Annotated in this window: 26 protein-coding genes (1 of these 26 running past the window's edge); 13 read left to right on the top strand and 13 right to left on the bottom strand. The window is 72.0% G+C overall.

Translation table 11 applies throughout. The features are described 5' to 3' along the window. The 6 genes from AC069X_RS29295 to AC069X_RS29270 form a co-directional block, all read right to left on the bottom strand. On the bottom strand, window positions 1-65 hold the beginning of the coding sequence (locus AC069X_RS29295) for a cyclic pyranopterin monophosphate synthase MoaC (RefSeq protein WP_478733371.1). The gene continues 208 nt to the left of window position 1, outside the view; 65 of the gene's 273 nt are visible here — the first part of the coding sequence; the start codon lies at window positions 63-65; its stop codon lies off the left edge, out of view. Between the two features lie 100 nt (window positions 66-165). Further along, window positions 166-1,299, bottom strand: coding sequence for a DUF475 domain-containing protein (locus tag AC069X_RS29290; RefSeq protein ID WP_478733131.1), 1,134 nt, complete (start codon window positions 1,297-1,299; stop codon window positions 166-168). A gap of 25 nt (window positions 1,300-1,324) precedes the next feature. Further along, window positions 1,325-1,900 carry a TerD family protein gene (locus tag AC069X_RS29285; protein WP_478733129.1) on the bottom strand — a complete coding sequence of 192 codons (576 nt, stop codon included), beginning with the start codon at window positions 1,898-1,900 and terminating at the stop codon, window positions 1,325-1,327. 124 nt (window positions 1,901-2,024) lie between these two features. After that, window positions 2,025-2,600: a TerD family protein gene (locus AC069X_RS29280; protein WP_249765901.1), complete on the bottom strand. Its 576-nt coding sequence runs from the start codon at window positions 2,598-2,600 to the stop codon at window positions 2,025-2,027. A gap of 138 nt (window positions 2,601-2,738) precedes the next feature. Then, the gene (locus AC069X_RS29275; RefSeq protein ID WP_007263894.1) at window positions 2,739-3,197 is read right to left on the bottom strand and encodes a peroxiredoxin; all 459 of its coding nucleotides are present in this window, start codon (window positions 3,195-3,197) and stop codon (window positions 2,739-2,741) included. A gap of 246 nt (window positions 3,198-3,443) precedes the next feature. Next, window positions 3,444-3,869 carry a DUF3052 domain-containing protein gene (locus AC069X_RS29270; RefSeq protein ID WP_385769368.1) on the bottom strand — a complete coding sequence of 142 codons (426 nt, stop codon included), beginning with the start codon at window positions 3,867-3,869 and terminating at the stop codon, window positions 3,444-3,446. A 448-nt stretch (window positions 3,870-4,317) separates the two neighbouring features. Here AC069X_RS29270 and aceE point away from each other — a divergent pair, with 448 nt between their 5' ends. Both aceE and AC069X_RS29260 read left to right on the top strand, forming a co-directional pair. Further along, the gene (gene aceE, locus AC069X_RS29265; RefSeq protein ID WP_478733126.1) at window positions 4,318-7,050 is read left to right on the top strand and encodes a pyruvate dehydrogenase (acetyl-transferring), homodimeric type; all 2,733 of its coding nucleotides are present in this window, start codon (window positions 4,318-4,320) and stop codon (window positions 7,048-7,050) included. Between the two features lie 152 nt (window positions 7,051-7,202). Continuing rightward, the gene (locus AC069X_RS29260; RefSeq protein ID WP_478733124.1) at window positions 7,203-8,042 is read left to right on the top strand and encodes a potassium channel family protein; all 840 of its coding nucleotides are present in this window, start codon (window positions 7,203-7,205) and stop codon (window positions 8,040-8,042) included. Here the strand turns inward: AC069X_RS29260 and AC069X_RS29255 are convergent. Continuing rightward, on the bottom strand, window positions 8,023-8,403 hold the full coding sequence (locus AC069X_RS29255; RefSeq protein WP_478733122.1) for a peptidase inhibitor family I36 protein: 381 nt from the start codon (window positions 8,401-8,403) through the stop codon (window positions 8,023-8,025). The genes AC069X_RS29260 and AC069X_RS29255 overlap by 20 nt on opposite strands. A gap of 199 nt (window positions 8,404-8,602) precedes the next feature. Then, window positions 8,603-10,198: an MFS transporter gene (locus AC069X_RS29250; RefSeq protein ID WP_478733120.1), complete on the bottom strand. Its 1,596-nt coding sequence runs from the start codon at window positions 10,196-10,198 to the stop codon at window positions 8,603-8,605. Between the two features lie 167 nt (window positions 10,199-10,365). Here AC069X_RS29250 and AC069X_RS29245 point away from each other — a divergent pair, with 167 nt between their 5' ends. The 3 genes from AC069X_RS29245 (at window position 10,366) to AC069X_RS29235 (ending at window position 13,435) form a co-directional block, all read left to right on the top strand. Then, window positions 10,366-11,028 carry a TetR/AcrR family transcriptional regulator gene (locus tag AC069X_RS29245; RefSeq protein WP_478733118.1) on the top strand — a complete coding sequence of 221 codons (663 nt, stop codon included), beginning with the start codon at window positions 10,366-10,368 and terminating at the stop codon, window positions 11,026-11,028. Between the two features lie 223 nt (window positions 11,029-11,251). Continuing rightward, window positions 11,252-12,481: an alpha/beta hydrolase gene (locus tag AC069X_RS29240; protein WP_478733369.1), complete on the top strand. Its 1,230-nt coding sequence runs from the start codon at window positions 11,252-11,254 to the stop codon at window positions 12,479-12,481. 96 nt (window positions 12,482-12,577) lie between these two features. After that, the gene (locus AC069X_RS29235) at window positions 12,578-13,435 is read left to right on the top strand and encodes a DUF4429 domain-containing protein (protein ID WP_478733116.1); all 858 of its coding nucleotides are present in this window, start codon (window positions 12,578-12,580) and stop codon (window positions 13,433-13,435) included. Between the two features lie 37 nt (window positions 13,436-13,472). Here AC069X_RS29235 and AC069X_RS29230 read toward each other — a convergent pair whose 3' ends face one another. Continuing rightward, on the bottom strand, window positions 13,473-14,495 hold the full coding sequence (locus AC069X_RS29230) for an aldo/keto reductase (RefSeq protein WP_478733114.1): 1,023 nt from the start codon (window positions 14,493-14,495) through the stop codon (window positions 13,473-13,475). Further along, window positions 14,492-14,920, bottom strand: coding sequence for a MerR family transcriptional regulator (locus tag AC069X_RS29225; protein ID WP_478733112.1), 429 nt, complete (start codon window positions 14,918-14,920; stop codon window positions 14,492-14,494). The genes AC069X_RS29230 and AC069X_RS29225 overlap by 4 nt, the downstream gene beginning before the upstream one ends. Window positions 14,921-14,974: 54 nt before the next feature. Between AC069X_RS29225 and AC069X_RS29220 the strand changes: the two genes are divergently transcribed. Continuing rightward, window positions 14,975-15,805: a serine hydrolase domain-containing protein gene (locus AC069X_RS29220; RefSeq protein WP_478733367.1), complete on the top strand. Its 831-nt coding sequence runs from the start codon at window positions 14,975-14,977 to the stop codon at window positions 15,803-15,805. Here AC069X_RS29220 and AC069X_RS29215 read toward each other — a convergent pair. Continuing rightward, window positions 15,802-16,461: a pirin family protein gene (locus AC069X_RS29215; RefSeq protein ID WP_478733110.1), complete on the bottom strand. Its 660-nt coding sequence runs from the start codon at window positions 16,459-16,461 to the stop codon at window positions 15,802-15,804. The genes AC069X_RS29220 and AC069X_RS29215 overlap by 4 nt on opposite strands. A gap of 80 nt (window positions 16,462-16,541) precedes the next feature. Between AC069X_RS29215 and AC069X_RS29210 the strand changes: the two genes are divergently transcribed. From AC069X_RS29210 to fabF, 5 genes are all read left to right on the top strand, one after another. After that, the gene (locus AC069X_RS29210) at window positions 16,542-17,753 is read left to right on the top strand and encodes a PucR family transcriptional regulator (RefSeq protein WP_478733108.1); all 1,212 of its coding nucleotides are present in this window, start codon (window positions 16,542-16,544) and stop codon (window positions 17,751-17,753) included. Between the two features lie 89 nt (window positions 17,754-17,842). Beyond that, a complete protein-coding gene (locus AC069X_RS29205) occupies window positions 17,843-18,763 on the top strand; it encodes an ACP S-malonyltransferase (RefSeq protein ID WP_478733106.1) in 921 nt (306 codons plus the stop codon). Between the two features lie 19 nt (window positions 18,764-18,782). Continuing rightward, window positions 18,783-19,787, top strand: a complete 1,005-nt coding sequence (locus AC069X_RS29200; RefSeq protein WP_478733104.1) for a beta-ketoacyl-ACP synthase 3 — start codon at window positions 18,783-18,785, stop codon at window positions 19,785-19,787. 54 nt (window positions 19,788-19,841) lie between these two features. Then, window positions 19,842-20,090, top strand: coding sequence for an acyl carrier protein (locus tag AC069X_RS29195; protein ID WP_125816520.1), 249 nt, complete (start codon window positions 19,842-19,844; stop codon window positions 20,088-20,090). A gap of 79 nt (window positions 20,091-20,169) precedes the next feature. Beyond that, window positions 20,170-21,435, top strand: a complete 1,266-nt coding sequence (gene fabF, locus AC069X_RS29190) for a beta-ketoacyl-ACP synthase II (protein ID WP_478733101.1) — start codon at window positions 20,170-20,172, stop codon at window positions 21,433-21,435. 67 nt (window positions 21,436-21,502) lie between these two features. Here fabF and AC069X_RS29185 read toward each other — a convergent pair whose 3' ends face one another. After that, window positions 21,503-21,997: a DUF3145 domain-containing protein gene (locus AC069X_RS29185; protein WP_007263912.1), complete on the bottom strand. Its 495-nt coding sequence runs from the start codon at window positions 21,995-21,997 to the stop codon at window positions 21,503-21,505. 249 nt (window positions 21,998-22,246) lie between these two features. Between AC069X_RS29185 and AC069X_RS29180 the strand changes: the two genes are divergently transcribed. Next, window positions 22,247-23,143: an SGNH/GDSL hydrolase family protein gene (locus tag AC069X_RS29180; RefSeq protein WP_478733099.1), complete on the top strand. Its 897-nt coding sequence runs from the start codon at window positions 22,247-22,249 to the stop codon at window positions 23,141-23,143. A gap of 100 nt (window positions 23,144-23,243) precedes the next feature. Here the strand turns inward: AC069X_RS29180 and AC069X_RS29175 are convergent, their stop codons facing one another. Next, window positions 23,244-25,781: a beta-glucosidase gene (locus AC069X_RS29175; protein ID WP_478733097.1), complete on the bottom strand. Its 2,538-nt coding sequence runs from the start codon at window positions 25,779-25,781 to the stop codon at window positions 23,244-23,246. A gap of 102 nt (window positions 25,782-25,883) precedes the next feature. Between AC069X_RS29175 and AC069X_RS29170 the strand changes: the two genes are divergently transcribed. After that, window positions 25,884-26,459, top strand: coding sequence for a TetR/AcrR family transcriptional regulator (locus AC069X_RS29170; protein ID WP_478733096.1), 576 nt, complete (start codon window positions 25,884-25,886; stop codon window positions 26,457-26,459). The last annotated feature ends 41 nt before the right edge of the window (window positions 26,460-26,500 follow it).

The following is a 26,500-nucleotide window of genomic DNA, read 5'->3' as shown; positions in this document are numbered from 1 at the left end:
ACCGCCAGCGGGTGGCAGAGCGGGATCAGGTCGGGAGTCTTCTTGGCCCCCATGATCCCGGCGATCCGCGCGGTGGGGGGGGGGGGGGGGGGCCCCCCCCCCCCCCCCCCCCCCCCCCCCCCCCCGCCCCGTCGTTACCGGAAGCGTTCCGCAATCAGGGCCGGGTCACACCCCGGCTCCGACCTCCGCGGGGCTGTCGCCGCCCTCGGCCGCCAGCCGCTTGTTGCGGCGTACGGAGGACCAGAAGGACCAGGCGATGAGCAGCACGCCGACGAGGCCGGTGATGACCTCGTGGATCTCGTACTGGATGGTGACGAGCAGGATCACGGCGAGGGCGCCGATCGCGTAGTGCGCGCCGTGCTCCAGGTAGACGTAGTCGTCGAGGGTGCCCTGGCGGACCAGGTAGACCGTGAGCGACCGGACGTACATGGCACCGATGCCGAGGCCGAGGGCCATGAGCACGATGTCGTTGGTGATGGCGAAGGCGCCGATGACGCCGTCGAAGGAGAAGGACGCGTCGAGGACCTCGAGGTAGAGGAACATGAAGAACGCGGCCTTGCCGGCCAGGGCGACGGCCGAGACGGGCTTGCCGCTCTTCTTGGCCGCTTCCTCCGCCTCGTGCTCGGCCTCCTCCTCTTCCTCGAGCTTGTTCTCGAAGTAGCCGGAGAGACCGCCGACGATCATGTACGTGATCAGGCCGAGGACACCGGAGATCAGGACGGTCTGCGCCTTGTCCACGTGGAGGCCGCCGTGCTGGTGGGCGTTGGCACCGACGGTCATCGAGGCGATGACCAGGACGATCAGCGCGATGCACGCGGACAGCATGTCGATCTTGCCGAGCTTTGCGAGCGGGCGCTCCAGCCAGGCGAGCCACTTGATGTCGCGGTCCTCGAAGATGAAGTCCAGGAAGATCATCAGCAGGAACATGCCACCGAAGGCGGCGATGGACGGGTGGGCGTCCGTGACCAGCTGCTTGTACATGTCCTTGTCGGTCATCGCCAGGTCGACGGCCTCGATGGGCCCGATCTTGGCGCTGATCGCCACGATGACGACGGGGAAGACCAGGCGCATGCCGAACACGGCGATGAGCACGCCGATGGTGAGGAAGATCTTCTGCCAGAAGGCATTCATCTTCTTCAGGATTCCGGCGTTGACCACCGCATTGTCGAAGGACAGCGAGATTTCGAGGATCGACAGGATCGCCACGATCCCAAAACCGGTCCACCCCCCGTAGAACACCGCTGCGACCAGACCGAGCGCAGTGACTGCGAACGACCAGCCGAAGGTTTTGAGAACCACTGGCACCCCATCGTCTTGTACGGCTTTACGAAACGTTGACCCCGAAGTCTAGAGCGATGCCCCGCAGCCCCGACGCGTACCCCTGTCCTACCGCACGGAACTTCCACTCGCCGCCGTACCGGTAGACCTCACCGAAGATCATCGCGGTCTCGCTGGAGGCGTCCTCGGTCAGGTCGTAGCGGGCCAGTTCCTGGTCGTCCGCCATGTTCACCACGCGGATGAAGGCGTTGCTCACCTGGCCGAAGCTCTGCCGGCGGCTGTCCGCCTCGTGGATCGAGACCGGGAAGACGATCTTGTCGACGTGCGCGGGGACCTTGGTGAGGTCGATGATGATCGACTCGTCGTCGCCGTCACCCTCGCCGGTGAGGTTGTCCCCGGTGTGTTCGACGGAGCCCTCGGGGCTCTTGAGGTTGTTGTAGAAGACGAAGTACTCGTCCCCCAGCACCCGGCCGCTGTTGCACAGCAGGGCGCTGGCGTCGAGGTCGAAGTCCGCCCCCGTGGTCGAGCGTGCGTCCCATCCGAGACCGATCAGAACCCGGGTGAGGTTCGGTGCGGCCTTGGACAGGGAGACGTTGCCCCCCTTGGCGAGTGTGACGCCCATGATGTGGTCCTCCCCGGACGACGTGGTGGTGATGGCCGAGCCACCCGCTCATGGTGGCAAAGCCGGTCCGGCGCCGTACACAGGGGTGCACGGCGCCGGACGGACGAACTTCTCGGGCTTCGGCTCAGACGTTGACGCCGAAGTCCTGCGCGATGCCGCGCAGACCCGAGGCGTAGCCCTGGCCGATCGCGCGGAACTTCCACTCCGCACCGTTGCGGTACAGCTCGCCGAAGACCATGGCGGTCTCGGTCGAGGCGTCCTCGGAGAGGTCGTAGCGGGCGAGCTCGGTGTTGTCGGCCTGGTTCACGACGCGGATGTAGGCGTTGCGGACCTGGCCGAAGCTCTGCTGGCGGCTCTCGGCCTCATAGATCGAGACGGGGAAGACGATCTTGGCGACATCGGCGGGGACACCGGCGAGGTTGACCTTGATGGCCTCGTCGTCGCCCTCGCCCTCACCGGTGGTGTTGTCACCGGTGTGCTCGACCGACCCGTCCGGGCTCTTCAGGTTGTTGAAGAACACGAAGTTCGAGTCGTTGGCGACCTTGCCCTGGTCGTTGGTCAGGATCGCGCTGGCGTCGAGGTCGAAGTCGACACCGGTGGTGGTGCGAGCGTCCCAGCCCAGACCGACGATGACCGCCGTCAGGTTAGGCGCGGCCTTGGTCAGCGAGACGTTGCCGCCCTTGCTGAGGCTGACTCCCACGGGTCCTCCATTGGTATTCGAATGGGGCGGGGCCCCGTCGTGCGATTGCTACCGGATCAACGTCCCGATCCTAGTGACGGGTTCCCGCTCGCAGGCGGTTTTCGTACGGAACCTGCCGCCGGATCCGGCGCGGGGCCCTCAGAGGCTGTCGAGGGCCTTGATGTACTCGTTCAGGTCACGCGCGTCGGGCAGCCCGTTGACGACGGTCCAGCGCACGATGCCGTCCTTGTCGATGACGAAGGTGCCGCGGACCGCGCAGCCCTTGTCCTCGTCGAAGACGCCGTACGCGCGGGAGGTCTCGCCGTGCGGCCAGAAGTCGGACAGCAGCGGGTACTCCAGGCCCTCCTGCTCCGCGAAGACGCGCAGGGTCGGGACCGAGTCGTTGGAGACGGCCAGCAGCTGCACGTCGTCGTTCTGGAAGCGGGGCAGCTGGTCGCGGAGCTCGCACAGCTCGCCGGTGCAGACGCCGGTGAAGGCGAAGGGGTAGAAGAGCAGCACGACCGCCTTCTCGCCCCGGAAGTCGGAGAGCCGCACCGTGGCGCCGTGGTTGTCCTTGAGCTCGAAGTCCGGTGCCTTGTGTCCGACCTCGATCGCCATCTCTCGCATCCCTTCGTTTTCCTGCGTCCCGCACGGGGCCGTTCGGGTGAGACCCAGCCTAGGGGGTGTCCCCGCGGAGCGGGGCGGACCGGCGCGCTGGAGGTACGCCGGTCCGTGCGCCGGCGCCCGGACTCCCGCCCCTCCCCCAGCCCGGCCCCCGGCCCGGCCCCCGGAACGCGCACGCCCCGCCGACCGGGTGGTCCCGGTCGGCGGGGCGTGCTCTTCCGCTTGGCTGCGGGGCGCGGCTCAGCGCTTGGACTTGGCCGCCTTCGGCGTCACCAGCTTGGTGGAGGTCCACTCCTTGCCGACGGGTCCGCCCTTGGCGAGGGAGAGGCCGGCCGTCTCGGCGGCCTCGCTGATGTCGCTGGCCACGACGTAGCCGTCACGGCCCGTCTTGGGGGTCAGCAGCAGGATCAGTGCGCCGTCCTCGACCAGCTCGGTCGCGTCGACCAGGGCGTCCGTCAGATCGCCGTCCTCGTCGCGGAACCACAACAGCACCGCGTCGGCGCCCTCGTCGTAGTCCTCGTCGACGAGCTCGCTGACGAGGCTCTCGACGACGTCACGGAATTCCTGATCGACGTCCTCGTCGTAGCCGATCTCCTGGACCACCTGTTCGGACTGGAAACCCAGCCGGGCGGCCAGGCTCTCCGCGTGGTCCGCGGTCGCGCTCACGGGGTGCCTCCTGCTCATGTTCGGTGAATGTCTTTCGGCGGCGCGCGTACGCGCAGCATTGGGCGTAGTCCACACGGGCGCGGCGGATCGCGCAAGTACCCGGCCGCCGAGACCGTCGAAACGGTGACGATTGCGGCCGTCTCGCCGCAACTTTGCCGCAACTTTCAGGCTTCCCCGATGGACCACCGGTGATTCATCCCACACCATTCCAGCTCATTCGGCAGCGCATGAGGACTTTCCTGCCTGTTTGAGGGACGAACGTCCTTACGAACCCGCTGATCGACTTGGGCGTAAGGTTGCGATTTGGCCCGACACCGGCCGCGGCCGGCCGGCCGCTCCTTCGCCGCTCCAGGTGTTACCCAGTGGTAGAGGTGAAGATTTCGGCCGGGCGTAAGACCATGGGAGGCGGCGACCCAAGGCACGACTCCCCCGACAGCGAAGGAACAGCGTGGCTTCCGCATCCGATCGCAACCCGATCATCATTGGCGGCCTTCCGAGCCAGGTCCCGGACTTCGATCCGGAGGAGACGAAGGAGTGGCTCGACTCCCTGGACGCCGCCGTCGACGAGCGGGGCCGCGAACGCGCCCGCTACCTGATGCTGCGGCTGATCGAGCGGGCCCGCGAGAAGCGCGTGGCCGTGCCGGAGATGCGCAGCACGGACTACGTCAACACCATCGCCACCAAGGACGAGCCGTTCTTCCCCGGCAACGAGGAGATCGAGCGCAAGGTCCTCAACGCCACCCGCTGGAACGCCGCGGTCATGGTCTCCCGCGCCCAGCGCCCGGGGATCGGCGTCGGCGGCCACATCGCCACGTTCGCCTCCTCCGCCTCCCTCTACGACGTGGGCTTCAACCACTTCTTCCGGGGCAAGGACGAGGGCGACGGCGGCGACCAGATCTTCTTCCAGGGCCACGCCTCCCCGGGCATCTACGCCCGCGCCTACCTCCTGGACCGGCTCTCCGAGCAGCAGCTCGACGCGTTCCGGCAGGAGAAGTCGAAGGCCCCGTACGGCCTCTCCAGCTACCCGCACCCGCGGCTGATGCCGGACTTCTGGGAGTTCCCGACCGTCTCGATGGGCCTCGGCCCGCTGGGTGCGATCTACCAGGCCCGGATGAATCGGTACATGGAGGCGCGCGGGATCGCGGACACCTCCAAGTCCCACGTTTGGGCGTACCTCGGCGACGGCGAGATGGACGAGCCGGAGTCGCTGGGCCAGCTGTCGCTGGCGGCGCGCGAGGGCCTGGACAACCTGACCTTCGTCGTGAACTGCAACCTCCAGCGCCTCGACGGGCCGGTGCGCGGCAACGGCAAGATCATCCAGGAGCTGGAGTCGCAGTTCCGCGGGGCCGGCTGGAACGTCATCAAGCTGATCTGGGACCGCTCCTGGGACCCGCTGCTGGCGCAGGACCGCGACGGCATCCTGGTCAACAAGATGAACTCGACCCCGGACGGGCAGTTCCAGACGTACGCCACCGAGTCGGGCGCGTACATCCGCGAGCACTTCTTCGGCGGTGACCAGCGGCTGCGCGCCATGGTCGAGAACATGACCGACCAGCAGATCCAGCACCTGGGCCGCGGCGGCCACGACCACAAGAAGGTCTATGCCGCGTACGCGGCGGCCAAGGCCCACAAGGGCCAGCCGACGGTGATCCTGGCGCAGACGGTCAAGGGCTGGACGCTCGGCCCGAACTTCGAGGGCCGCAACGCCACGCACCAGATGAAGAAGCTGACGGTCGACGACCTCAAGCGCTTCCGCGACCGCCTGCACATCCCGGTCACGGACGCCCAGCTGGAGAGCGGCGCGCCGCCGTACTACCACCCGGGCCGCAACTCGCCCGAGATCCAGTACATGCACGACCAGCGCAGCGCGCTGGGCGGTTACGTGCCGACCCGCGTGGTGCGCGCCAAGCCGCTCCAGCTCCCGGACGACAAGGCGTACGCGGCCGCCAAGAAGGGTTCGGGCCAGCAGTCGATCGCCACGACCATGGCGTTCGTCCGCATCCTGAAGGACCTGATGCGGGACAAGGAGATCGGCAAGCGCTTCGTGCTGATCGCGCCCGACGAGTACCGCACCTTCGGCATGGACGCCTTCTTCCCGAGCGCCAAGATCTACAACCCGCTGGGGCAGCAGTACGAGGCGGTCGACCGCGACCTGCTCCTCGCGTACAAGGAGTCGCCCACCGGCCAGATGCTGCACGACGGCATCTCGGAGGCGGGCTGCACGGCCTCGCTGATCGCCGCGGGTTCGGCGTACGCGACGCACGGCGAGCCGCTGATCCCGGTCTACGTCTTCTACTCGATGTTCGGTTTCCAGCGCACCGGTGACCAGTTCTGGCAGATGGCCGACCAGCTGGCGCGCGGTTTCGTCCTGGGCGCGACGGCCGGCCGGACCACCCTGACGGGTGAGGGGCTCCAGCACGCCGACGGTCACTCGCTGCTGCTGGCGTCGACGAACCCGGGCTGCGTCGCGTACGACCCGGCCTACGGCTACGAGATCGCGCACATCGTCAGGGACGGTCTGCGGCGGATGTACGGGCCGGACGCCGAGGACGTCTTCTACTACCTGACGGTCTACAACGAGCCGATCCAGCACCCGGCCGAGCCGGCGGGCGTGGACGTGGAGGGGATCCTGGCCGGCATCCACCGGGTGTCGCAGGGCACCTCGGGCGCCATCCCGGCCCAGCTGATGGCCTCGGGCGTGGCGGTGCCGTGGGCGCTGGAGGCCCAGCGGATCCTGGCGGCCGAGTGGAACGTACGGGCGGACGTCTGGTCGGCGACCTCCTGGAACGAGCTGCGCCGCGATGCCGTCGAGGTGGAGGAGCACAACCTGCTCCACCCGGAGGAGGAGCAGCGCGTCCCGTACGTGACGCGGAAGCTGTCGGGCGCGGAGGGGCCGTTCGTGGCGGTCTCGGACTGGATGCGCGCGGTGCCGGACCAGATCGCGCGCTGGGTGCCCGGTGCGTACACCTCGCTGGGCGCGGACGGCTTCGGCTTCGCGGACACGCGCGGCGCGGCGCGGCGCTTCTTCCACATCGACGCGCAGTCGGTGGTCCTGGCGACGCTGACCGAGCTGGCCCGTGAGGGCAAGGTCGACCGTTCGGTGCTGAAGCAGGCCGTGGACCGGTACCAGCTGCTGGACGTGTCGGCGGCGGACCCGGGTGCCGCGGGCGGCGACGCCTGACGTCTGCGGCGGGCCCGCCGCGTGCGGGCCCGCCTCGGCCGGGCCCGCGTCCGGTCGCCGGGCCACCCGCCCGGCCGTGGCGCGCACCCCCGGGCGGGTGGCCCGGGTACCGCCCGGCCCGTGCCCTTTACCCGTTCCTTACGATGCTCCGCATGAAGGAAACCTCCCGCCAGCTGCTGTGGGAGCGGCGGAGCCAGACCCCGCTGCTCGTCCTCGCCGTGGCCTTCGCCGTCGCGTACGCCGTGCCGATCGTCGCCCCGGACGCGGACCCGGCCGTGCACCGGGCGTGCACCTACGCGGAGTGGGTGGTGTGGGGGGCCTTCGCCGCCGACTACCTCGTGCGGCTGGGCCTCACGCGGGACCGGCGGCACTTCGTGCGCACCCACTGGCTGGACCTGGCCGCCGTGGTGCTGCCGCTGGTGCAGCCGCTGCGGCTGCTGCGGCTGGTGGCGACGCTGATGCTGGTGGGGCGGCGGGCGCGGATGGCTCCGCAGATCCGGCTGACCACGTACGTGGCCGGGGCCGTGGTGGGGCTGATGATGTTCGGCTCGCTCGCGGTGCTGAGCGTGGAGCGGGACGCGCCCGACGGGAACATCAAGAACCTGGGCGACGCGGTGTGGTGGTCCTTCACTACGATGACGACGGTCGGGTACGGGGACCACTCGCCCACCACCGGTCTGGGCCGGGTGCTGGCGGTCGGGCTGATGCTGTCGGGGATCGCGCTGCTCGGTGTGGTGACCGCCAACATCGCCGCCTGGTTCATCGCCCGCTTCGAGCGGGACGACCAGGTGGAGCGGCTCCAGCTGGCGGCGATCCGCGAGCTCCAGGAGGAGGTACGGGGGCTGCGGGCCGAGGTGGCGCGGCTGGGCGGCGGCGCCCCGGGCCCGGTGCCCGCCCGGTCCGCCGCCTCTCCCTCCCCCGCCCCTGCCCCCATCCCCGCCCCCGTCCCCGTCCCCGAGGGGCATGCGGGGGCTACCGCTCCCAGATCTTGAACGCCCTGATCTGGAAGGCGGACTGCGGCAGCCAGGTCCCGTCGCCCGGGTAGGTCTGGAACTCGCCGGTCTCCGCGCACTCGGCCGACTGGTACGTGGTCACCGGGCGCCCGGTCCGGTTGATCAGCGACTGGTAGGCGGGTCCCGCGGGCAGGGCGGTGCAGCTGTTGATGTCGAGGGTGCTCAGGTCGTACACCTGCTTGGTGCCCTTGAACTCCGGTTTCGCCCACAGGCACAGCTGCCCTGTGGCGCAGGGCGGGCCGGCGGCGTGGGCACCGGTGGCGGTGCCCGGGACGAGCATGGCGGCGGCCAGCAGGGCGGCGGCGAGGACGGTGCTGCGTGTGGTGCTCCACGTACGCATGACGGGGTCAACTCCTCTTTGACGGACGGGCTCCGGACCGTTTCCGGCGCTCCGTCGACACCACGCTGACCTGCGGCGACGGTCGGGCGGAAGGGGCTGCGGGCGGGTCCACCCGGATAGGCGACAGCCCCGCCGGAACCGTCCGGCGGGGCTGTGGCGGGCGCGGGGTTGACGTACCCGTAACGCTTCGGTGCGCTGCTCAGATGTGGGCCGCGGCGCCCGCTCCGGCGTCGGCGTTCTGCCCGCGCTTGGTGAAGCAGGCGACGATCGCCGCGAGGACGGCGACGACGCCGGCGCAGGTGAAGGCCGTGCTCATGCCGGAGACGAAGGTGTCGTGCGCGACGGCGGCGATGGCCTGGGCGACCGGCTCGGGCGCCCCGGGCGGGACGGGGGCGATGCCGACCTGGACGCCCTTCTCCGCGAGTTCGAGCTGCTCGGGGCTGATCGGCGGGAGGCCGGCGCCCTGCCAGTTGTCCCCGAACGTGTCACTGACCTCGGCCGCCATGACCGCGCCGAGGACGGCGGTGCCGAGGCTTCCGCCGACCTGCATGGCGGCCTGCTGGAGGCCGCCCGCCACGCCGGACAGCTCCAGCGGGGCGTTGCCGACGATGACCTCGGTGGCACCGACCATCACGGGGGCGAGGCCGAGGCCGAGGAGGGCGAACCAGAGCGACATGGTGAGCGTGCCGGTGTCCGGGGTGAGCCGGGCCATTCCGAAGCAGGCGACGGCGGTGGCGACCATGCCGGCGACGAGCGGGATCCGCGGGCCGACCTTGGTGATGGCGGCGCCGGCCAGCGGCGATCCGATGATCATCATGCCGGTGAGCGGCAGCAGGTGCAGGCCGCTGTCGACCGGGCTCATCCCGTGGACGTTCTGCAAGTAGAAGGTGACGAAGAACAGGCCGCCCATGAAGGCGAAGGCCATCAGCACCATCAGCACGGTGCCGGCGGACAGCGGCAGCGAGCGGAACATGCCGAGCGGGATGAGCGGTTCGGAGACCTGGCCCTCCCAGAGGGCGAAGAGCACGAAGCACAGGACGGACGCGCCGAGGAAGAGCAGGGTGGCGCGGTCGCCCCAGCCCCATTCGGCGGCCTTGATGAGCGCCCAGATCAGCGAGAACATCGCGGCCGACAGCAGCAGGATGCCCAGCGGGTCGAAGGAGCGCGGGGCGTTCTCGGCCCGGTGGTCGAGCAGGATGAACAGGCCGAGGAGCAGCGCGATGACGCCGACCGGCACGTTGATGAAGAAGACGGACTGCCAGCTGACGTGCTCGACGAGCAGGCCGCCGACGATGGGCCCGGCAGCGGTCGAGGCGCCGATGACCATGCCCCAGATGCCGATGGCCATGTTGAGCTTTTCGGCGGGGAAGGTGGCGCGCAGCAGGCCGAGGGCGGCGGGCATCAGCAGGGCGCCGAAGAGGCCCTGGGCGACGCGGAAGCCGATGACGAGCCCGACGCCGCCGGCCAGGCCGATGGCGGCCGAGGAGAGCGCGAAGCCGGCGATGCCGATGAGGAAGGTCTGGCGGTGGCCGAAGCGGTCGCCGAGCTTGCCGGCGGTGATCAGGGAGACGGCGAGGGCCAGGAGGTAGCCGTTGGTGATCCACTGCACCTCGGCGAGGCTGGCGCCGAGGTCCTTCTGGATCGCGGGGTTGGCGACGGCGACGATCGTGCCGTCGAGGGTGACCATCATGACCCCGACCGCCACGGCGAACAGGGTCAGCCACGGGTGGCCGCGCAGCCCGGCGCGCGCCGGTGCCGGGCCCGATTCCTTGGCGAGCGTGATCTGACTAGTCATGCGAACAGGCTAGTGACAGCGTCTGACACTTCACAAACGGCTTAACACGACAGCAGCTGTCAGCTCCGTCACAGGTACCCTGACCGCTTACTCAGCGTCAGATCGAGCACGCGCGTGTCCGGGCACCGGGCACGCGCGATCGAGGATCAGAGAGGACCCCCGCGGCGATGACCGACGAGCGGCCCGCGCCGGCGGCCGGACTCCGCGAGCGCAAGAAGCAGCGGACCCGGGACGCGCTGCTGCGCGCTTCCCTGCTCCTGTTCATCTCCCAGGGCTACGAGCGGACCACGGTCGACGAGATCACCGACACCGTCGAGGTCTCCCAGCGCACCTTCTTCCGCTACTTCGCCAACAAGGAGGAGGTCGCCTTCGCCGTCCAGGACCTCGTCGAGTCCCATTTCCTCGCCGCGCTGCGGGACCGGCCGGCCTCCGAGGCACCGCTGGAGGCCATGCGCAACGCCGTCCTCGCCGCCTGGGACACCGTCGAGGAGGCCATCTCCGACGTGGTGCCCATCGACCTCTACATGCGGGGCTACCAGCTGATCGAGTCCACTCCGGCCCTGCTCGCCGTCCACCTGCGGCGCTCCACCGAGCTGGAGGAGGAGATCGCCCGGCTGATCGCCGCCCGCGAGGGGATCGACCTGGAGGCCGACCCGCGCCCCCGGGTGGCGGTGGCCGCGTTCTGCGGGGTGATGCGCGTCACGGGGCGGCTCTGGGGCCAGGGCGAGGACGCCAGCGTCGCCGCGATCCGGGCGATGACCGTGGCCTACCTCGACCAGATCGGACCGGCCCTGGCGGCGGACTGGCGCCGGGCCGCCGCGGCGGGCTAGCCCCGTGGCGCCGGGCGCCCCCGCCGCCCCTGCGGTGCTCCCGCCGCGCCTTCCGGGCACCCCTCCCGGCTCTCCCGGGGCACCCCGCGCCGCGCCCCCCGCGGACCTCCCGGCACCGCAACAGAGCGTGATCGGCGGGGAGATGTGTCCCACGCCCGGCCGTGAGCCCGGTCACCCGGAGCGCCACCTGCTCCAGCGGTCTCCTAGGCTGGCTCCAGTGAACCTGCCCGGCCGCCCCGCCCCCATCCCCCCGGACGCCCCCGCGCGCCCCGCCGTCCTGCGCACGCTGCTCGCGCTCGCGGTCGTGTTCCTGATGCTGGCGACGACCGGCTGGACCTCCGTGCACCGCCCCGACTCCGGGATCCAGGCGCGCGCCGCCGAGCTCGTCGCGTGGGCCTCGGCCCGGATCGACGGCCGCGCCGTACCGCCCGCCGACGCTCCCGTACGGACGGTCTCCCGCTTCTTCGCCGACCTCGACGGCGCCCAGCGCACCCGCCTCGCCGACGGCTACCCGCTCGTGGTCGGCAACCTCGACGGGGTGCCCGCCGAGACCCGCTACCGGGCCAACCGCCGCTCCCTGGGGCTGGCCGTGCGGCTGGAGGAGGCCCGGGGCCGGGACGTCTCGCTGGCCCCGGCCGACCGCGCCACCGCCGTCCGGCGCGCCCACCGCTTCGAGTCCCTGGCCGAGCCCGGCCGGCAGATCCTGGTCTTCGACCCCACCGGCGGCGGCCTCGTGGCCGAGGTCTTCGGCGACCTCTCGGCAGCCCGCCGGGTCTCGGTGGTCGTCCCCGGCGTCGACACCGACGTGATCACCTTCGAGCGCTCGCAGCGCCGCCTCACCGCCCCGGCCGGCATGGCGCGGTCCCTGTACGAGGCCGAGCGCGCGACCGCGCCGGCCGCCCGCACCGCCGTCATCGCCTGGGCCGGCTACACCGCCCCCACCGGGGTCGGCGTGGACGCCGCCACCGGCCGGCTCGCCGTCCAGGGCGCCGCACGGCTGGAGTCCCTGGCCGCGGCCCTGCCCGGGGACGCGAGCGTGGCCCTGTTCTGCCACAGCTACGGGTCGGTGGTGTGCGGGGTGGCCGCGCACCGGCTGCCGGTCCGGGTGACCGACCTGGTGGTGGCGGGCAGTCCCGGGATGCGCTCCGACAACGCCGCCGGGCTGCGCTCCCCGGCCCGGATCTGGGCGATGCGCGACGAGGGCGACTGGATCTCCGGCGTACCGCACCTGGAGTTCGGCGGGGTGGGCCACGGCGCGGACCCGGTGTCCCCGGAGTTCGGCGCGCGGCTGCTGTCCTCGCAGGGGGCACGGAGCCACACCGGCTATTTCGAGCCAGGGACGGCCTCCCTGGACAACTTCGCCAAGATCGGAACCGGCGCCTTCGGTTCCGTCGCGTGCGCGAACGGCAGCGACGACTGCCGGCTCGGAATTTCCGGCACCCACGGCGACTGACGGGGACCTCCCCGCCGGACACCCGTAGCAAGCCGAAAAAATCGGGCCGGATGACGAGGGGGACGCGCGGGGGCGCATCCCTTTACCATGTGCCGCATGGGTGACGTACTGGCCGGAAATCATGCCGTCTGGGAGTTCGACTCGGACTCGGTGCTCATCCGCTTCGCACGGGGGATGCGAACTCCACGCCTCTGGCACGCGCTGGGCGAGCGCCGGATCCCCCTGGAAGCGTTGTCCGGGGTCGACGTGAGCGCCGCGGCCGGGTCGATGGGCCGACGGGACACGGTGGTGCTCCGCGCCTCCGTGCGCGCGGGCGCCGATCCGCTGCTGGAGGCTGCCGCCGGGCAGCTGAAGGAGTCCTGCGACCCGTACCGGCTCGTGCTGGCCGGGGACCGGGCGCCGCAGGCCGCCGCCTTCGCCGAAGCGGTGCGCGAGCGGCTGGGGCCCGGCGCCGCCGGGCCCGCCGACCGGTTCCTCGTCGAGGTGCCGCGGCCGCCGCTCCAGCTGAAGGCGTACGACGCCCGGGTGGGCTTCGACGGCTCCGCGGTGACCTTCCACTGGTCCCGCACCGGCGCCAGCAGCGCCAAGTGGCGGGCGGGCGACCAGCGTTTCGCGCTGGCCGGCCTGTCCGGCGTCGAGTGGGCCTCCCCGGACCGGCCGGGCGGCGGGCACCTGCGGCTGAGGCTCCGGGACGCCGCCGGCGACCCCGCCGCGCCGGACCACGACCTCGCCGCCGCGGTCTTCGGCGTCGGGTACGGGGCGGTGCACGAGTCCCTGCCGTTCGCCGCCGCCGTCCTCGCCTCGCTGCGGGAGCGGTCCGCCCCGGTGGGCTCGGTCCCCCGCGCCCGGGCCTCCGACGACCGGCTGACCCACCTGAGCGAACTGCACAGCACCGGCCTGCTGACGGACGCCGAGTACGCGGCCCTGCGCGACCGCTTCGCCGCCGGGGCGTAGGCCGTCCGGCCCCGGGCAGGCCGTCGGCCGCCGGGGCCTACACCTCGCGGGAGTCCGAGGTGAAGGCCATGTCCGGGTAGCGCGTGCCCGCCACCCGCCCGGCGAGCGGCTCCAGCAGGGCCAGCTCCGCCTCGGTCAGGGTGATCCGGGTCGCGGCCGCGTTCTCCCGCAGACGGGCCGGCTTGCGGGTGCCCGGGATCGGGACCACCGTCAGGCCGTGCACCGCCGCCCGCTGGTGCACCCAGGCCAGCGCGACCTGCGCCGCCGAGACCCCGTGCGCCGCCGCGACCTCCCGTACCGGGGTCAGCAGCGCCGCGTTGGCCTTCGCGTTCTCGCCGGTGAACCGGGGCTGGTACTGCCGGAAGTCGTCGGCCGACAGCTCCGCCGCCGCGTCCGCGAAGGCCCCCGTCAGGAAACCGCGCCCGAGCGGGGAGTACGGGACGAAGGCCACGCCCAGCTCCGCCGCCGCGCCGACCGCGCTGCGCTCCACGTCCCGGCTGAACAGCGACCACTCCGACTGGACCGCGGCGATCGGGTGCACCGCGTGCGCCTCGCGCAGCTCGGGCCCGGTGACCTCGCTGAGCCCCAGGTGGCGCACCTTCCCCTCCCGCACCAGCTCGGCCATGGCGCCCACCGACTCGGCGAACGGCACCGCCGGGTCGCGCCGGTGCATGTAGTACAGGTCGATCACGTCGACGCGGAGCCTGCGCAGGCTGTCCTCGACGGCCTGGCGGACGTACGCGCGGTCGTTGCGGACGCCCCGGTACGCCGGGTCGTCGCCGCGCTCGATGGCGAACTTCGTCGCCAGGGTGATCTCGTCCCGGTGGGCCGCCACGAACGGCGCCAGGAACTCCTCGTTCGCGCCGCGCCCGTAGGCGTCCGCCGTGTCGAAGAGGGTGACCCCGGCGGCCAGTGCCGCGTCCAGGGTCGCGCGGGCGGCAGCCTCGTCGGTCGCCCCGTAGAACTCGCTCATGCCCATGCAGCCGAGGCCCTGGACGCCGACGACCGGTCCGCCCTCGCCCAGTTCGGCCCGCTCGATGGTGGTGCCCTGCTCCGTCATAACCGTGCCTTCCCCGCGGCCGCGCCGGCGCTGTCCGCCGGCGGGACCGCGGTGTTCATCGCGTACGTGTCGATCTTGAAGTCGAGGACGCCGAGCGCGTCCGTCAGCTCGGCCAGCCGCGCCCGCACCTCGCGGCGGGTCCGCTCCAGCAGCTCGCGGCGCTCGTCGACGGTGTGCTCGCCCGCGCGGACGAGTTCGGCGTAGCGGACCATGTCCGCCACGGACATCCCCGTGGCGCGCAGCTTGCCCACGAAGGCCAGCCAGCCCAGGTCCTTCTCGCTGAACCTCCGCTGCCCCGAATGGGAGCGGTCCACGTGCGGCATCAGGCCGATCCGCTCGTACCAGCGCAGCGTGTGCTGCGTCAGACCGGTCCGCGCCTCGACCTCGCTGATCGTGTACCGCGTCTCCGTCAGGTCCATGGCCATACGCTAGAACCCTGGAGTGCACTCCAAGCAAGTAGGCTCGGCCGCATGGAGAGCATGGAGAGCCTGCGGGCCATCGAGACCTGGCCGGTACCCGCCGCCGCGGCGGCCGTCGTACGCGCCGACGGGAGCCTGGCCGGATCCCACGGGGACACGTCCCGCCGCTTCCCGCTGGCCTCGGTGACCAAGCCGCTCGCCGCGTACGCCGTCCTCGTCGCGTACGAGGAGGGGGCCCTCGAACTGGACGAACCGGCCGGGCCCGAGGGCTCGACGGTCCGTCACCTCCTCGCCCACACCAGCGGCCTGGCCTTCGACGAGCACCGCGCGACGGCCCCGCCCGGGCAGCGCCGGCTGTACTCCAACGCCGGCTTCGACGTGCTCGGCGACCACCTCGCCAAGGCCACCGGGATCCCCTTCGCGGAGTACCTGCACCAGGCCGTCTTCGAGCCCCTGGGCATGACCTCCTCCAGCCTGGAGGGCTCCCCCGCCAAGGACGGCGTCTCCACCGTCGCCGACCTCGTGCGCTTCGCCGCCGAGCTCCAGGCACCCCGCCTGCTCGACGTCCGCACCGTCGCCGAGGCCACCTCCGTGGTCCACCCCGGCCTCAAGGGCGTCCTGCCCGGCTACGGGCACCAGTCCCCCAACGACTGGGGCCTCGGCATGGAGATCCGCGACGGCAAGTCCCCGCACTGGACGGGCCTGACGTCCTCCCCGCGCACCTTCGGCCACTTCGGCCAGTCCGGCACCTTCCTGTGGGTGGACCCCGACGTGCGCGCCGCCTGCGTGGCGCTGACCGACCGCGCCTTCGGCCCCTGGGCCGTGGAGGCCTGGACCCCCTTCACCGACACGGTCCTCGCGGAGCTGCGCGCCCCGGCCCGGCCGGCCTAGGCCGGAAGCTCCCAGATCAGCAGCTCCCCCGGGGAACCGGCGGTGATCTCCAGGCCCTTCTCGCCGGTGATCCGCGCCGAGTCCCCGGGACCCAGCTCCTGCCCGTCGATCCGCAGGTCCCCGCGCACCACGTGCAGGTACACCCGGTCCGCCGCCGGTACGGGGACCCGCTCGCCCGCGCCCGGCCGCCGGACGTGGAGCACCGCCCCCGCCGCCGGGACCTCGTACGGGGTGCCGTCCGCGAGGTCCCGTACGACCTCGTACGAGGGCTCCCCGCCCGCGGTCAGCGGCGCGAGCCACGTCTGCACGAACCGCAGCGGGACCCCCGCGTCGTTCCGCTCGACGTGCCGCGCCCCGGAACCGGCGCCCAGCCGCTGGACGTCCCCGGGCCGGACCGTGCCCGCGTGTCCCCCGGTGCTGTCCCGGTGGGTCAGCTCGCCCTCCAGCACCCAGGTGACGATCTCGGTGTGGCTGTGCGGGTGCTCGTCGAAGCCCGCGCCGGGCGCGAGGCTCTCCTCGTTGCAGGCCAGCACCGGTCCGAAGCGGATGTTGTCCGGGTCGTAGAAGGACCCGAAGGAGAAGGCGTGACGGGTGGTGATCCCGGCGTCCGGATCCCCTCCCGCGTACCGGTCGGCGGCGCGGCGTACATCGATCATGGGGCCACGGTAGCCGCAGCCGCGAGGGCGGCACGCGGACCCGAGTCCGCGCCGGGGCGCCGATAAGGCAGTCTTGTCCCGTGCCCCAACCCGAACGTGAGCAGTCCCCCGAGGTGCGCCCCGCGCATCCGGTCCATCCGCACGCCGCGACGCTGCGCCGGCTGGAGAAGTCCTCCGGCCGGCTCGCCGCCAACGCCATCGCGCGGATGGACGAGAACCTGCCCTGGTACCGGGCGATGCCTCCGGAGAACCGGTCGTGGATCGGCCTGGTCGCGCAGGCCGGCATCGCCGCGTTCACCGAGTGGTTCCGGCACCCGGAGACCCCGCAGGCCATCTCCACCGACGTCTTCGGGACGGCTCCGCGCGAGCTGACGCGGGCGATCACCCTGCGCCAGACCGTCGAGATGGTCCGTACGACGATCGAGGTCATGGAGGCCGCGATCGACGAGGTGGCGGCCCCCGGCGACGAGTCGATCCTGCGCGAGGCGCTGCTGGTGTACGCCCGGGAGATCGCCTTCGCGACCGCTCAGGTGTACGCGCAGGCCGCCGAGGCGCGCGGCGCGTGGGACGCCCGGCTGGAGTCCCTGGTCGTGAACGCCGTGCTGTCGGGCGAGGCCGACGAGGGCGCGCTGTCGCGGGCGGCGGCGCTCGGCTGGAACTCCCCGGAGCACGTGTGCGTGGTGCTCGGCACCGCCCCGGAAGGGGACAGCGAGCTGACGGTGGAGGCGATCCGCCGCGCGGCCCGCCACCACAAGCTCCAGGTGCTGACCGGCGTGCTCGGCGACCGCCTGGTGGTGATCGCGGGCGGCAGCGACAACCCGATGCAGGTGGCGAAGTCGCTGATCGGCCCGTTCGCGGCCGGTCCGGTGGTGGCGGGGCCCGTGGTCCCGGACCTGCTGAACGCCACGAAGTCCGCGCAGGCCGCGGCCGCCGGCCTGAAGGCCTGCACGGCCTGGCAGGACGCGCCGCGCCCGGTGCTGGCGGACGATCTCCTGCCCGAGCGCGCGATCGCCTCGGATCCCTCGGCCAGGGAGCAGCTGGTGGAGGAGATCTACAGACCGCTGGAGGAGGCGGGCTCGGCGCTGCTGGAAACGCTGAGCGTCTACCTGGAGCAGGCCAGCAGTCTGGAGGGGGCGGCGCGGATGCTGTTCGTCCACCCCAACACGGTGCGCTACCGGCTCCGACGTGTGACCGACGTCACCGGCTGGTCGCCGTCAGACGTCCGTTCGGCATTCACGCTGCGGATCGCCCTGATCTTGGGGCGTCTGGCCGACGGAGATCAGCAGTCCTAGACTTTTGTCGGACATCAACAATTACCCCGACCGTTCTTCGTCCCTGTCCCCACGGGCGGCGGAGACCATCCACAAGAGAGAGTGTGAGGGTGCTCGTACTCGTCGCTCCAGGCCAAGGCGCTCAGACGCCCGGCTTCCTGACTCCCTGGCTCGAACTCCCCGGCGCCGCCGAACGCGTCGCGGGGTGGTCCGACGCCATCGGGCTCGACCTCGCCCACTACGGCACGAACGCCGACGCGGACGAGATCCGCGACACGGCGGTGGCCCAGCCGCTGCTCGTCGCGGCCGGCCTGCTGTCCGCTTCCGCGCTCGGTCCGGTGTCGGCCTTCGGTGCCGTCGCCGGCCACAGCGTCGGTGAGATCACCGCCGCCGCCGTCGCCGGCGTGCTCGGCGAGGGTGACGCGCTCTCCTTCGTGCGCACCCGCGGCCTGGGCATGGCCGAGGCCGCCGCCGTCACCGAGACGGGCATGGCCGCGGTGCTGGGCGGTGACCGGGACGTGGTCGTCGCTCACCTGGAGAAGCTGGGCCTGACCCCGGCCAACATCAACGGCGCGGGCCAGATCGTGGCCGCCGGCACCAAGGAGCAGATCGAGGCCCTGGTCGCCGAGAAGCCCGAGGGCTCGATGAAGGTCGTGGCCCTCCAGGTCGCGGGTGCCTTCCACACGCACCACATGGCGCCCGCGGTCGCCACGCTGGAGAAGGCCGCCGAGGCCCTCGCTCCGGCCGACCCGGCCCTGAAGTACGTTTCCAACAAGGACGGCCTCGTCGTCACCTCGGGCGCCGACGTCGTCGCCCGGCTGGTGGGCCAGGTCGCCAACCCGGTCCGCTGGGACCTGTGCATGGAGACCTTCGCCGAACTGGGCGTCACCGGGATCATCGAACTGTCCCCGGGCGGCACCCTGACCGGTCTGGCCAAGCGCGCGCTCAAGGGTGTGCCGAGCGTGGCCCTGAAGACGCCGGACGATCTCGACAAGGCCGCGGCGCTCATCGCCGAGCAGACGACGGCCTGAGAGTAGGAGCCCACACAGCATGTCCAAGATCAAGCCGGCCAAGGGCTCCCCGTACGCCCGCATCCTCGGTGTCGGCGGCTACCGCCCGACCCGTGTGGTGCCCAACGACGTCATCCTGGAGACGATCGACTCCTCCGACGAGTGGATCCGTTCCCGCTCGGGCATCGCGTCCCGGCACTGGGCATCGCCCCAGGAGACGGTCGCCGCGATGTCGGTGGAGGCTTCCGGCAAGGCGCTCGCCGACGCCGGGATCTCCCCCGAGCAGATCGGTGCGGTGATCGTCTCGACGGTCTCGCACTTCAAGCAGACCCCGGCCGTCGCGACGGAGATCGCGCACCGGATCGGCGCGGGCAAGCCCGCCGCCTTCGACATCTCCGCGGGCTGTGCCGGCTTCGGCTACGGCCTGACGCTCGCCAAGGGCATGGTGGTGGAGGGTTCCGCCGAGTACGTGCTCGTCATCGGCGTCGAGCGGCTCTCGGACCTGACCGACCTGGAGGACCGCGCGACGGCCTTCCTGTTCGGCGACGGCGCGGGCGCCGTGGTCGTCGGCCCCTCGGACGAGCCGGCCATCGGCCCCACGGTGTGGGGTTCGGAGGGCGACAAGTCCGAGACCATCAAGCAGACCGTGCCGTGGGACGAGTACCTCGGCAAGGACGGCGGCGAGAAGTTCCCGGCCATCACGCAGGAGGGTCAGGCGGTCTTCCGCTGGGCCGTCTTCGAGATGGCCAAGGTGGCCCAGCAGGCGCTCGACGCCGCCGGGATCACCCCGGACGACCTGGACGTCTTCATTCCGCACCAGGCCAACATGCGGATCATCGATTCGATGGTGAAGACCCTCAAACTGCCGGAGCACGTCACGGTCGCCCGTGACGTGGAAACCACCGGCAACACGTCGGCCGCCTCGATTCCGCTCGCCATGGAGCGGCTCCTGGCGACCGGAGCGGCGAAGAGCGGCGACACCGCGCTCGTCATCGGCTTCGGGGCGGGGCTCGTCTACGCCGCGACGGTCGTTACCCTCCCCTAGGGCCGGGATCACTTCCCGCCCTGATCCACCAGTTAGCTACAGAAGGAGCGCCACATGGCCGCCACGCAGGAAGAAATCGTCGAGGGTCTCGCGGAGATCGTCAACGAGATCGCGGGCATCCCGGTCGAGGACGTCGAGATCGACAAGTCCTTCACCGACGACCTGGACGTCGACTCGCTGTCCATGGTCGAGGTCGTCGTCGCCGCCGAAGAGCGCTTCGACGTCAAGATCCCGGACGAGGACGTCAAGAACCTCAAGACGGTCGGCGACGCCGCCGACTACATCCTGAAGCACCAGGCCTGAGCCTGACGAGCGTTTGTCGCCACCCGGCGGTGGCGCCGTGACAATTCAGCACCCCCTTAGACGTGGAGAAAGAATTCCTGTGAGCCCGACCAATCGCACCGTGGTCGTCACCGGTATCGGCGCAACCACTCCGCTGGGTGGCGACAGCGCTTCGACCTGGGAAGGTCTGCTCGCCGGCCGGTCCGGCGTCTCGCCCCTGGAGGGCGAGCGCTTCGCCGAACTGCCGGTCCGCATCGCCGCCCAGGCCGCCGTGGACCCGGGTGAGGTACTCCCCCGCCCGCTGGCCCGCAAGCTCGACCGCTCGGCGCAGTTCGCCCTCATCGCGGCCCGCGAGGCCTGGGCCGACGCGGGTTACACCGCTCCGGCGGGCGAGGACGAGTCGGTCGTCCCCGAGCGCCTGGGCACCGTGATCGCCTCCGGCATCGGCGGTGTCACCACCCTGCTCGACCAGTACGACGTACTGAAGGAGAAGGGTGTGCGCCGGGTCTCCCCGCACACCGTTCCCATGCTCATGCCGAACGGCCCCTCCGCGAACGTCGGCCTGGAGGTCAACGCCCGCGCCGGTGTGCACACGCCGGTCAGCGCCTGCGCGTCGGGTGCCGAGGCCATCGGCTACGCCGTCGAGATGATCCGTACCGGCCGTGCCGACGTGGTCGTCGCCGGTGGTACCGAGGCGGCGATCCACCCGCTGCCGATCGCGGCGTTCGCCAACATGATGGCGATGTCCAAGAACAACGAGAGCCCGACCACGGCCTCCCGCCCGTACGACAAGGCCCGCGACGGCTTCGTCCTCGGCGAGGGCGCCGGTGTCGTGGTCCTGGAGTCGGCCGAGCACGCCGCCAAGCGCGGCGCCCGCGTCTACTGCGAGGTGCTGGGCCAGGGTCTGTCCGCGGACAGCCACCACATCGCGCAGCCGGAGCCGACCGGCCGCGGTGTCGCGGCCGCGCTGCAGAACCTGCTCGACAACACGCAGCTGGACCCGGCCGAGCTGGTCCACGTGAACGCGCACGCCACGTCCACCCCGCAGGGTGACACGGCGGAGGTGAAGGCCCTGCGCAAGGTCCTGGGCGACGACCTCGACCACATCGCGATCTCCGCGACGAAGTCGATGACCGGTCACCTGCTGGGCGGCGCGGGCGGTATCGAGACCGTCGCGACCGTGCTGGCGCTGTACCACCGGATCGCCCCGCCGACGATCAACGTCGACGAGCTGGACGAGGACATCGACGCGGACATCGTGCGCGGCGAGCCCCGCAAGCTGCCGGTCGACGGTCCGATCTCCGCGATCAACAACTCCTTCGGCTTCGGCGGCCACAACGTCTCCCTGGCGTTCCGCACCGTCTGATCCCGTACGACGCGAAGGCCCCGCCCGGCATCTGCCGGGCGGGGCCTTCCGCGTTCCCGCGGTGTTCTCAGACGACCTGGTGGAGCCAGCGGACCGGGGCGCCCTCGCCGGCGTAGCGGAAGGGCTCCAGCTCGTCGTCCCAGGGCTTGCCGAGCAGCTTGGCGATCTCCGCCTCCAGGTCGGTCTCGCCGCGCGCGGACCGGGCGAGCGCCGCGCGCAGCCGGTCCTCGGGGATCAGGATGTCGCCGTGCATGCCGGTGACGGCGTGGTAGATGCCGAGCTCCGGGGTGGAGCTGTAGCGCTCGCCCTCGGCGGTCGGGCAGGGTTCGGCGGTCACCTCGAAGCGCAGCAGGTGCCAGCCGCGCAGGGCGGAGGCGAGCTTCGAGGCGGTTCCCGCCTCGGCCTGCCAGGAGAACTCGGCTCTCCAGGTGCCGGGGGAGGCGGGCTGCCTGATCCAGTCGAGGTTCACCCGCACCCCGAGCACGCCCGCAACAGCCCATTCCACGTGCGGGCAGAGCGCGCGCGGTGCGGAATGCACGTACAGAACTCCACGTGTCGTCACCGGGACCTCCAGTGTGGGACGAGGTCGGGAATAAACTCCAGAAAACGGACAGTATGTGACGTGATGTAATGTAACGGAAATTATTTGACATTGCGCTGCGGCACCTGCGGCCGAAACGCCACGGGAAAAAGCTACCGTGCGCCAGGGGTCATGGTGTGACGTACGGTCGCTCCGAGCCCCGTAAACGCGGAGCATTCACTCAGCAGGACGCCCCCGGCAGGACGCGGGGCGACGAGGGAGGACCACCCCATGCGCACCACCGCCGCCCGCCGTCGCGCCCGCCGGACGACAGCCGGCGCGGGCGCGGCGGTGGCGGTCCTGGCCGCGGTGGTCACGGGCTGTGACTCCGCCCCGCCGCCGGCCGGCGGCGAGCGCGGCGCGCAGGCCGCACCGCGCTGGAACACCGCTCCCGCCTCGGTCGCCGCCGTCGGCGACTCCATCACCCGTGGTTTCGACGCCTGTTCGGTGCTGGCCGACTGCCCGGAGGTCTCCTGGGCCACCGGCAGCGACCCCGCCGTCCGCTCCCTGGCGGCCAGGCTGCTGGGCGACGCCGAGGTGCCCGCCCGCAGCTGGAACCACGCGGTCACCGGCTCGCGCATGGCGGACCTTCCGGGGCAGGTGGCCTCGGCCGCCCAGCACAAGCCCGGCCTGGTCACGGTCATGGTCGGCTCGAACGACGCCTGCCGGCCCACGGCTTCGTCGATGACCCCGGTCGCGGAGTTCCGCGCCGACTTCGAGCGGGCCATGAAGGACCTGCGGACCGCCTCACCCGAGTCCCAGGTGTACGTGTCCTCCGTGCCGGACCTGCTGCGCCTGTGGGAGCAGGGCAAGGACGACCCGCTCGTACGGCAGGTCTGGAAGCTGGGGATCTGTCAGTCCATGCTGGCCGAGCCCCTGTCGGCCGAGGCGGGGGCCACCGCCCGCCGGGAGAAGGTGCGGGCGCGGGTCGTCGAGTACAACGAGGTGCTGCGCGAGGTCTGCGCGAAGGACGAGCTGTGCCGCTACGACGGCGGAGCCGTCTTCCAGTACCCCTTCGGGGCCGACCAGCTGAGCCGCTGGGACTGGTTCCACCCCGGCCGGGACGGGCAGGCGCGGCTCGCGGAACTCGCGCACCGACAGGTGACGGCGGCGGCGCCGCCACGTTGACGCGCGGAGGGCCGGAGGCGGAGTCAGGAGCCGCCCCCGGCCCGGTTCACGGGTTGTTTCCGGCCAATTCCGCGTTACGGCGTGTCGCGCCGGCGTGCCGTCACAGGCCGAGGGCCGCCGTCAGCCGGGTGTCGGCGTGCGAGCGGCCCGCGCGGACCTCGTAGCCGCCGCCGACGCGCCGCCAGCCGCGCGCCTCCCCGTCCCAGATCTCGAAGGCCCGGGCGGGCAGCGCGATCTCCGCCTCGACGGTCTCGCCGGGGCCGGCCTCCACGCCCGCGAAGCCGGCCAGCCAGCTCACGGGCCGCCCCTCGCGGTCGTCGACGGGCGCCAGGTAGACCTGGACCACCTCGCGGCCCGGCCTGCTCCCGGTGTTGGTGAGGCGGACCCGGACGGTGTCGGCGGTCGCCTCCAGGGACTCGTACGCCCAGTCCGTGTAGCCGAGGCCGTGCCCGAACGGGTAGGCGGGCTCCACGCCCCGCGCCTCGTACGCCCGGTAGCCGATGAACAGGCCCTCGCGGTACTCCAGCCGGCCGTCTGCGGGGACGACCTCGGTGACGGGCGCGTCGGCCAGGGCGGCCGGCCAGGTGGTGGGCAGCCGCCCGCCGGGCTCCGCCTCCCCGAGGAGCACGTCGGCCAGCGCGGCCCCGCCCTCCTGTCCCGGGAACCAGGTCAGGAGCACGGCGGCGACGTCCTCGCGCCAGGGAAGCTCCACCGGGGAGCCCGCGTTGACGACGACCACGGTGTTCGGGTTGGCGGCCGCGACGGCGCGCACCAGGTCGTCCTGGCGTCCGGGGAGGGCGAGGTCCCGCCGGTCGAACCCCTCGGACTCCACGCGCTCGGTGGTGGCGACGACCACGACGGCCGTGTCCGCGGCGCGCGCGGCCTCCACCGCCTCGGCGATCAGCTCGTCGGGGTCCCGCCGCGGCCCGAGGTGGAGCAGGGAGAACATCACCGCCCGCAGCGGCAGCGCGCTGGTGTCGGGGACCTGGTAGGTCAGCGACACCTCGACCGGCTCGCCCTCCGTGAGGACGGTCCGGGCGCGTTCGCTGGGCGCGCCGAAGAAGGCCTCGAAGGGGTCGGCCTCGTCGCCCATCTCCTGGACGCCCTCCCAGAGGACGCGGCCGCCGACGGCGAGGGTGAAGGCGCCGAGGCCGCGGGTGCCGAAGGTGTGATCGCCGCTCTCGCGCGGCACGTACGTACCGGTGACGTCGATGGTGGCCATGGTCTCGTACGTGGCCCCCTCGGGCAGGTCGTCGCCGATCCACTGGACCTGCCCGCTCGGCAGGCCGCCCTCGCCGATGACGGCCCCGGAGGCGTCGCGGCAGACGGCGCGCAGCTCGAAGCCCTGCCCGGCGGGGACGGGTTCGTCGCTCGGGTCGGCGCCGACCGAGAAGGTCAGCGCGCCTTCGGGGAGGGCGGCGGTGAGCCCGTCGAGCGGGGAGACCACCCGCTCGGGGAAGACGGTCGCCGAGCCGCCGCCGAGGACGCGGGCGTCGCGGGCGGCGGCGCCGATCAGGGCGACGGTGCGGCCGGGCGCGGCGTCCAGCGGCAGGACGCCGGCTTCGTTGCGTACGAGGACGGACCCGCGGGCGGCCAGCTCGCGGGCCAGAGCCTGCCCGTCGAGCGGCGCGGGCGGCTCGGCGACGGCGGCGGGGGCGCCGTCCAGGAGGCCCGCGCGGGCGGCGAGCCGCAGGACGTTGCGCACGGCCGTGTCGACGGTGGCCTCGGGTACCTCCCCGGCGCGGACGGCGGCGGCGAGGGCGGGACCGTAGACGGTCTGCGGGCCGGGCATGGCCACGTCGAGGCCGCCGAGGACGTCCCCGGCGGTGGAGCGGGCGGCCATCCAGTCGGAGACGTTGCAGCCGTCGAAGCCCCACTCGGCGCGCAGGACCTCGTTCACCAGGTGGTGGTGCTCGGTCATGGTGGTGCCGTTGACCCGGTTGTAGGCGGTCATGATGCCCCAGGGGCGGGCGTTCTTGACGATGGCCTCGAAGGGCGCGAGGTAGACCTCGCGCAGCGGGCGCGGGGCGATGACGCTGTCGACCGTGAAGCGCTCGGTCTCGGCGTCGTTGCCGACGAAGTGCTTGACGGTGGTGCCGACCCCGCCGTCCTGGACTCCGCTGACGTAGCCGCTGCCGATGGCGCCGGTGAGGTACGGATCCTCGGAGTAGCACTCGAAGTGGCGGCCGCCCAGCGGGGAGCGGTGCAGGTTGACGGTGGGCGCGAGGAGGACGTGCACTCCCTTGCGGCGGGCCTCCTGGGCGAGCAGCCGGCCGGCGCGGCGGGCGAGGTCCGGGTCCCAGGAGGCGGCGAGGGCGGTCGGGGAGGGCAGGGCGACGGAGGGGTCGTCGGCGGTCCAGCGCACGCCCCGGACGCCGATGGGCCCGTCGGACATGACCAGGGAGCCGAGGCCGATCCCGGGGAGGGCGGGCAGGGTCCACATGTCCTGCCCGGACAGCAGGCGGGCCTTGGTGTCGAGGTCCAGCTTGCCCAGTGCCGCCTCCACGGCGTCCTCGCGGGCCCGGTCGTCCCGGCGGCCCACGTGTGCTGCCTCGCCGGCTGCGCGTACCTGATCGGCATCGGTCACGGCCGTGCCTCCTCGTCGTTTGCGTGCGGGTGCGGTGCGGATGGCCCCCATCGTGGACCCGATACCTGTAGAGCGGTAGGTCTTGTAATCTTTTCGTGATTTCATGATGCCGTACGGTCTGCTGGCAGGTGCGAGCGGAAGGGGTGCCCGGCGATGGCCAGAGCGAAGAGCGAGGAGCGGCGCGGCGAGATCGTCCGCGCGGCGGTCGAGGTGATCGCCGAGCGCGGTTACCGGGGCGCCTCCCTGGGGGCCGTCGCCGAACGCGTGGGGCTGACCCAGCAGGGGCTGCTGCACTACTTCCCCACCAAGGAGGCCCTGCTGGTCGCCGTCCTGGAGGAGCGCGACCGCTGGGACACCGGCGGCGGCTCGCGCGCCGCGACCGGCACCTGGCGCCTGGACCTGCTGGAATCACTGGTCGAGTACAACGCCATGCGCCCCGGCATCGTGCAGACCTTCTCGGCGCTGCTCGGCGAGAGCGTCACCGACGGCCACCCCGCCCGCGCGTTCTTCACCGACCGGTACGCGCAGGTGCGCGCGGAGATGGCCACCCTGCTGCGCGCCGAGTTCGGCGAGCGCCTCCCCTCCGGCCTCACGCCGGAGCAGGCGGCTCCGTTGCTGACCGCGGTGATGGACGGCCTCCAGTACCAGTGGCTGCTCGCGCCGGAATCGGTGGACATGCCCGCCGCGTTCCGCTCCTTCCTCACCCTGCTGAGGGGCCCCGGCGCATAGCCGGGCCGCCGGGCCGGGCATCCTTTCCCCGAACTTCGAGT

This window comes from Streptomyces sp. NPDC043896 (assembly GCF_056435605.1).
Note: the sequence above shows the minus strand (reverse complement) of the source record. Positions and strands in the feature narration are given on the sequence as shown.

What these genes read in the sequence shown, in the direction of transcription:
- AC069X_RS29285 (WP_478733129.1), bottom strand. Translation starts at nt 1,900, where the DNA reads ATGGGCGTCACACTCGCCAAGGGGGGCAACGTCTCCCTGTCCAAGGCC.
- AC069X_RS29275 (WP_007263894.1), bottom strand. Translation starts at nt 3,197, where the DNA reads ATGGCGATCGAGGTCGGACACAAGGCACCGGACTTCGAGCTCAAGGAC.
- AC069X_RS29260 (WP_478733124.1), top strand. Translation starts at nt 7,203, where the DNA reads ATGAAGGAAACCTCCCGCCAGCTGCTGTGGGAGCGGCGGAGCCAGACC.
- AC069X_RS29255 (WP_478733122.1), bottom strand. Translation starts at nt 8,403, where the DNA reads ATGCGTACGTGGAGCACCACACGCAGCACCGTCCTCGCCGCCGCCCTG.
- AC069X_RS29250 (WP_478733120.1), bottom strand. Translation starts at nt 10,198, where the DNA reads ATGACTAGTCAGATCACGCTCGCCAAGGAATCGGGCCCGGCACCGGCG.
- AC069X_RS29245 (WP_478733118.1), top strand. Translation starts at nt 10,366, where the DNA reads ATGACCGACGAGCGGCCCGCGCCGGCGGCCGGACTCCGCGAGCGCAAG.
- AC069X_RS29235 (WP_478733116.1), top strand. Translation starts at nt 12,578, where the DNA reads ATGGGTGACGTACTGGCCGGAAATCATGCCGTCTGGGAGTTCGACTCG.
- AC069X_RS29230 (WP_478733114.1), bottom strand. Translation starts at nt 14,495, where the DNA reads ATGACGGAGCAGGGCACCACCATCGAGCGGGCCGAACTGGGCGAGGGC.
- AC069X_RS29225 (WP_478733112.1), bottom strand. Translation starts at nt 14,920, where the DNA reads ATGGCCATGGACCTGACGGAGACGCGGTACACGATCAGCGAGGTCGAG.
- AC069X_RS29220 (WP_478733367.1), top strand. Translation starts at nt 14,975, where the DNA reads ATGGAGAGCCTGCGGGCCATCGAGACCTGGCCGGTACCCGCCGCCGCG.
- AC069X_RS29215 (WP_478733110.1), bottom strand. Translation starts at nt 16,461, where the DNA reads ATGATCGATGTACGCCGCGCCGCCGACCGGTACGCGGGAGGGGATCCG.
- AC069X_RS29200 (WP_478733104.1), top strand. Translation starts at nt 18,783, where the DNA reads ATGTCCAAGATCAAGCCGGCCAAGGGCTCCCCGTACGCCCGCATCCTC.
- AC069X_RS29195 (WP_125816520.1), top strand. Translation starts at nt 19,842, where the DNA reads ATGGCCGCCACGCAGGAAGAAATCGTCGAGGGTCTCGCGGAGATCGTC.
- AC069X_RS29180 (WP_478733099.1), top strand. Translation starts at nt 22,247, where the DNA reads ATGCGCACCACCGCCGCCCGCCGTCGCGCCCGCCGGACGACAGCCGGC.
- AC069X_RS29175 (WP_478733097.1), bottom strand. Translation starts at nt 25,781, where the DNA reads ATGGGGGCCATCCGCACCGCACCCGCACGCAAACGACGAGGAGGCACG.
- AC069X_RS29170 (WP_478733096.1), top strand. Translation starts at nt 25,884, where the DNA reads ATGGCCAGAGCGAAGAGCGAGGAGCGGCGCGGCGAGATCGTCCGCGCG.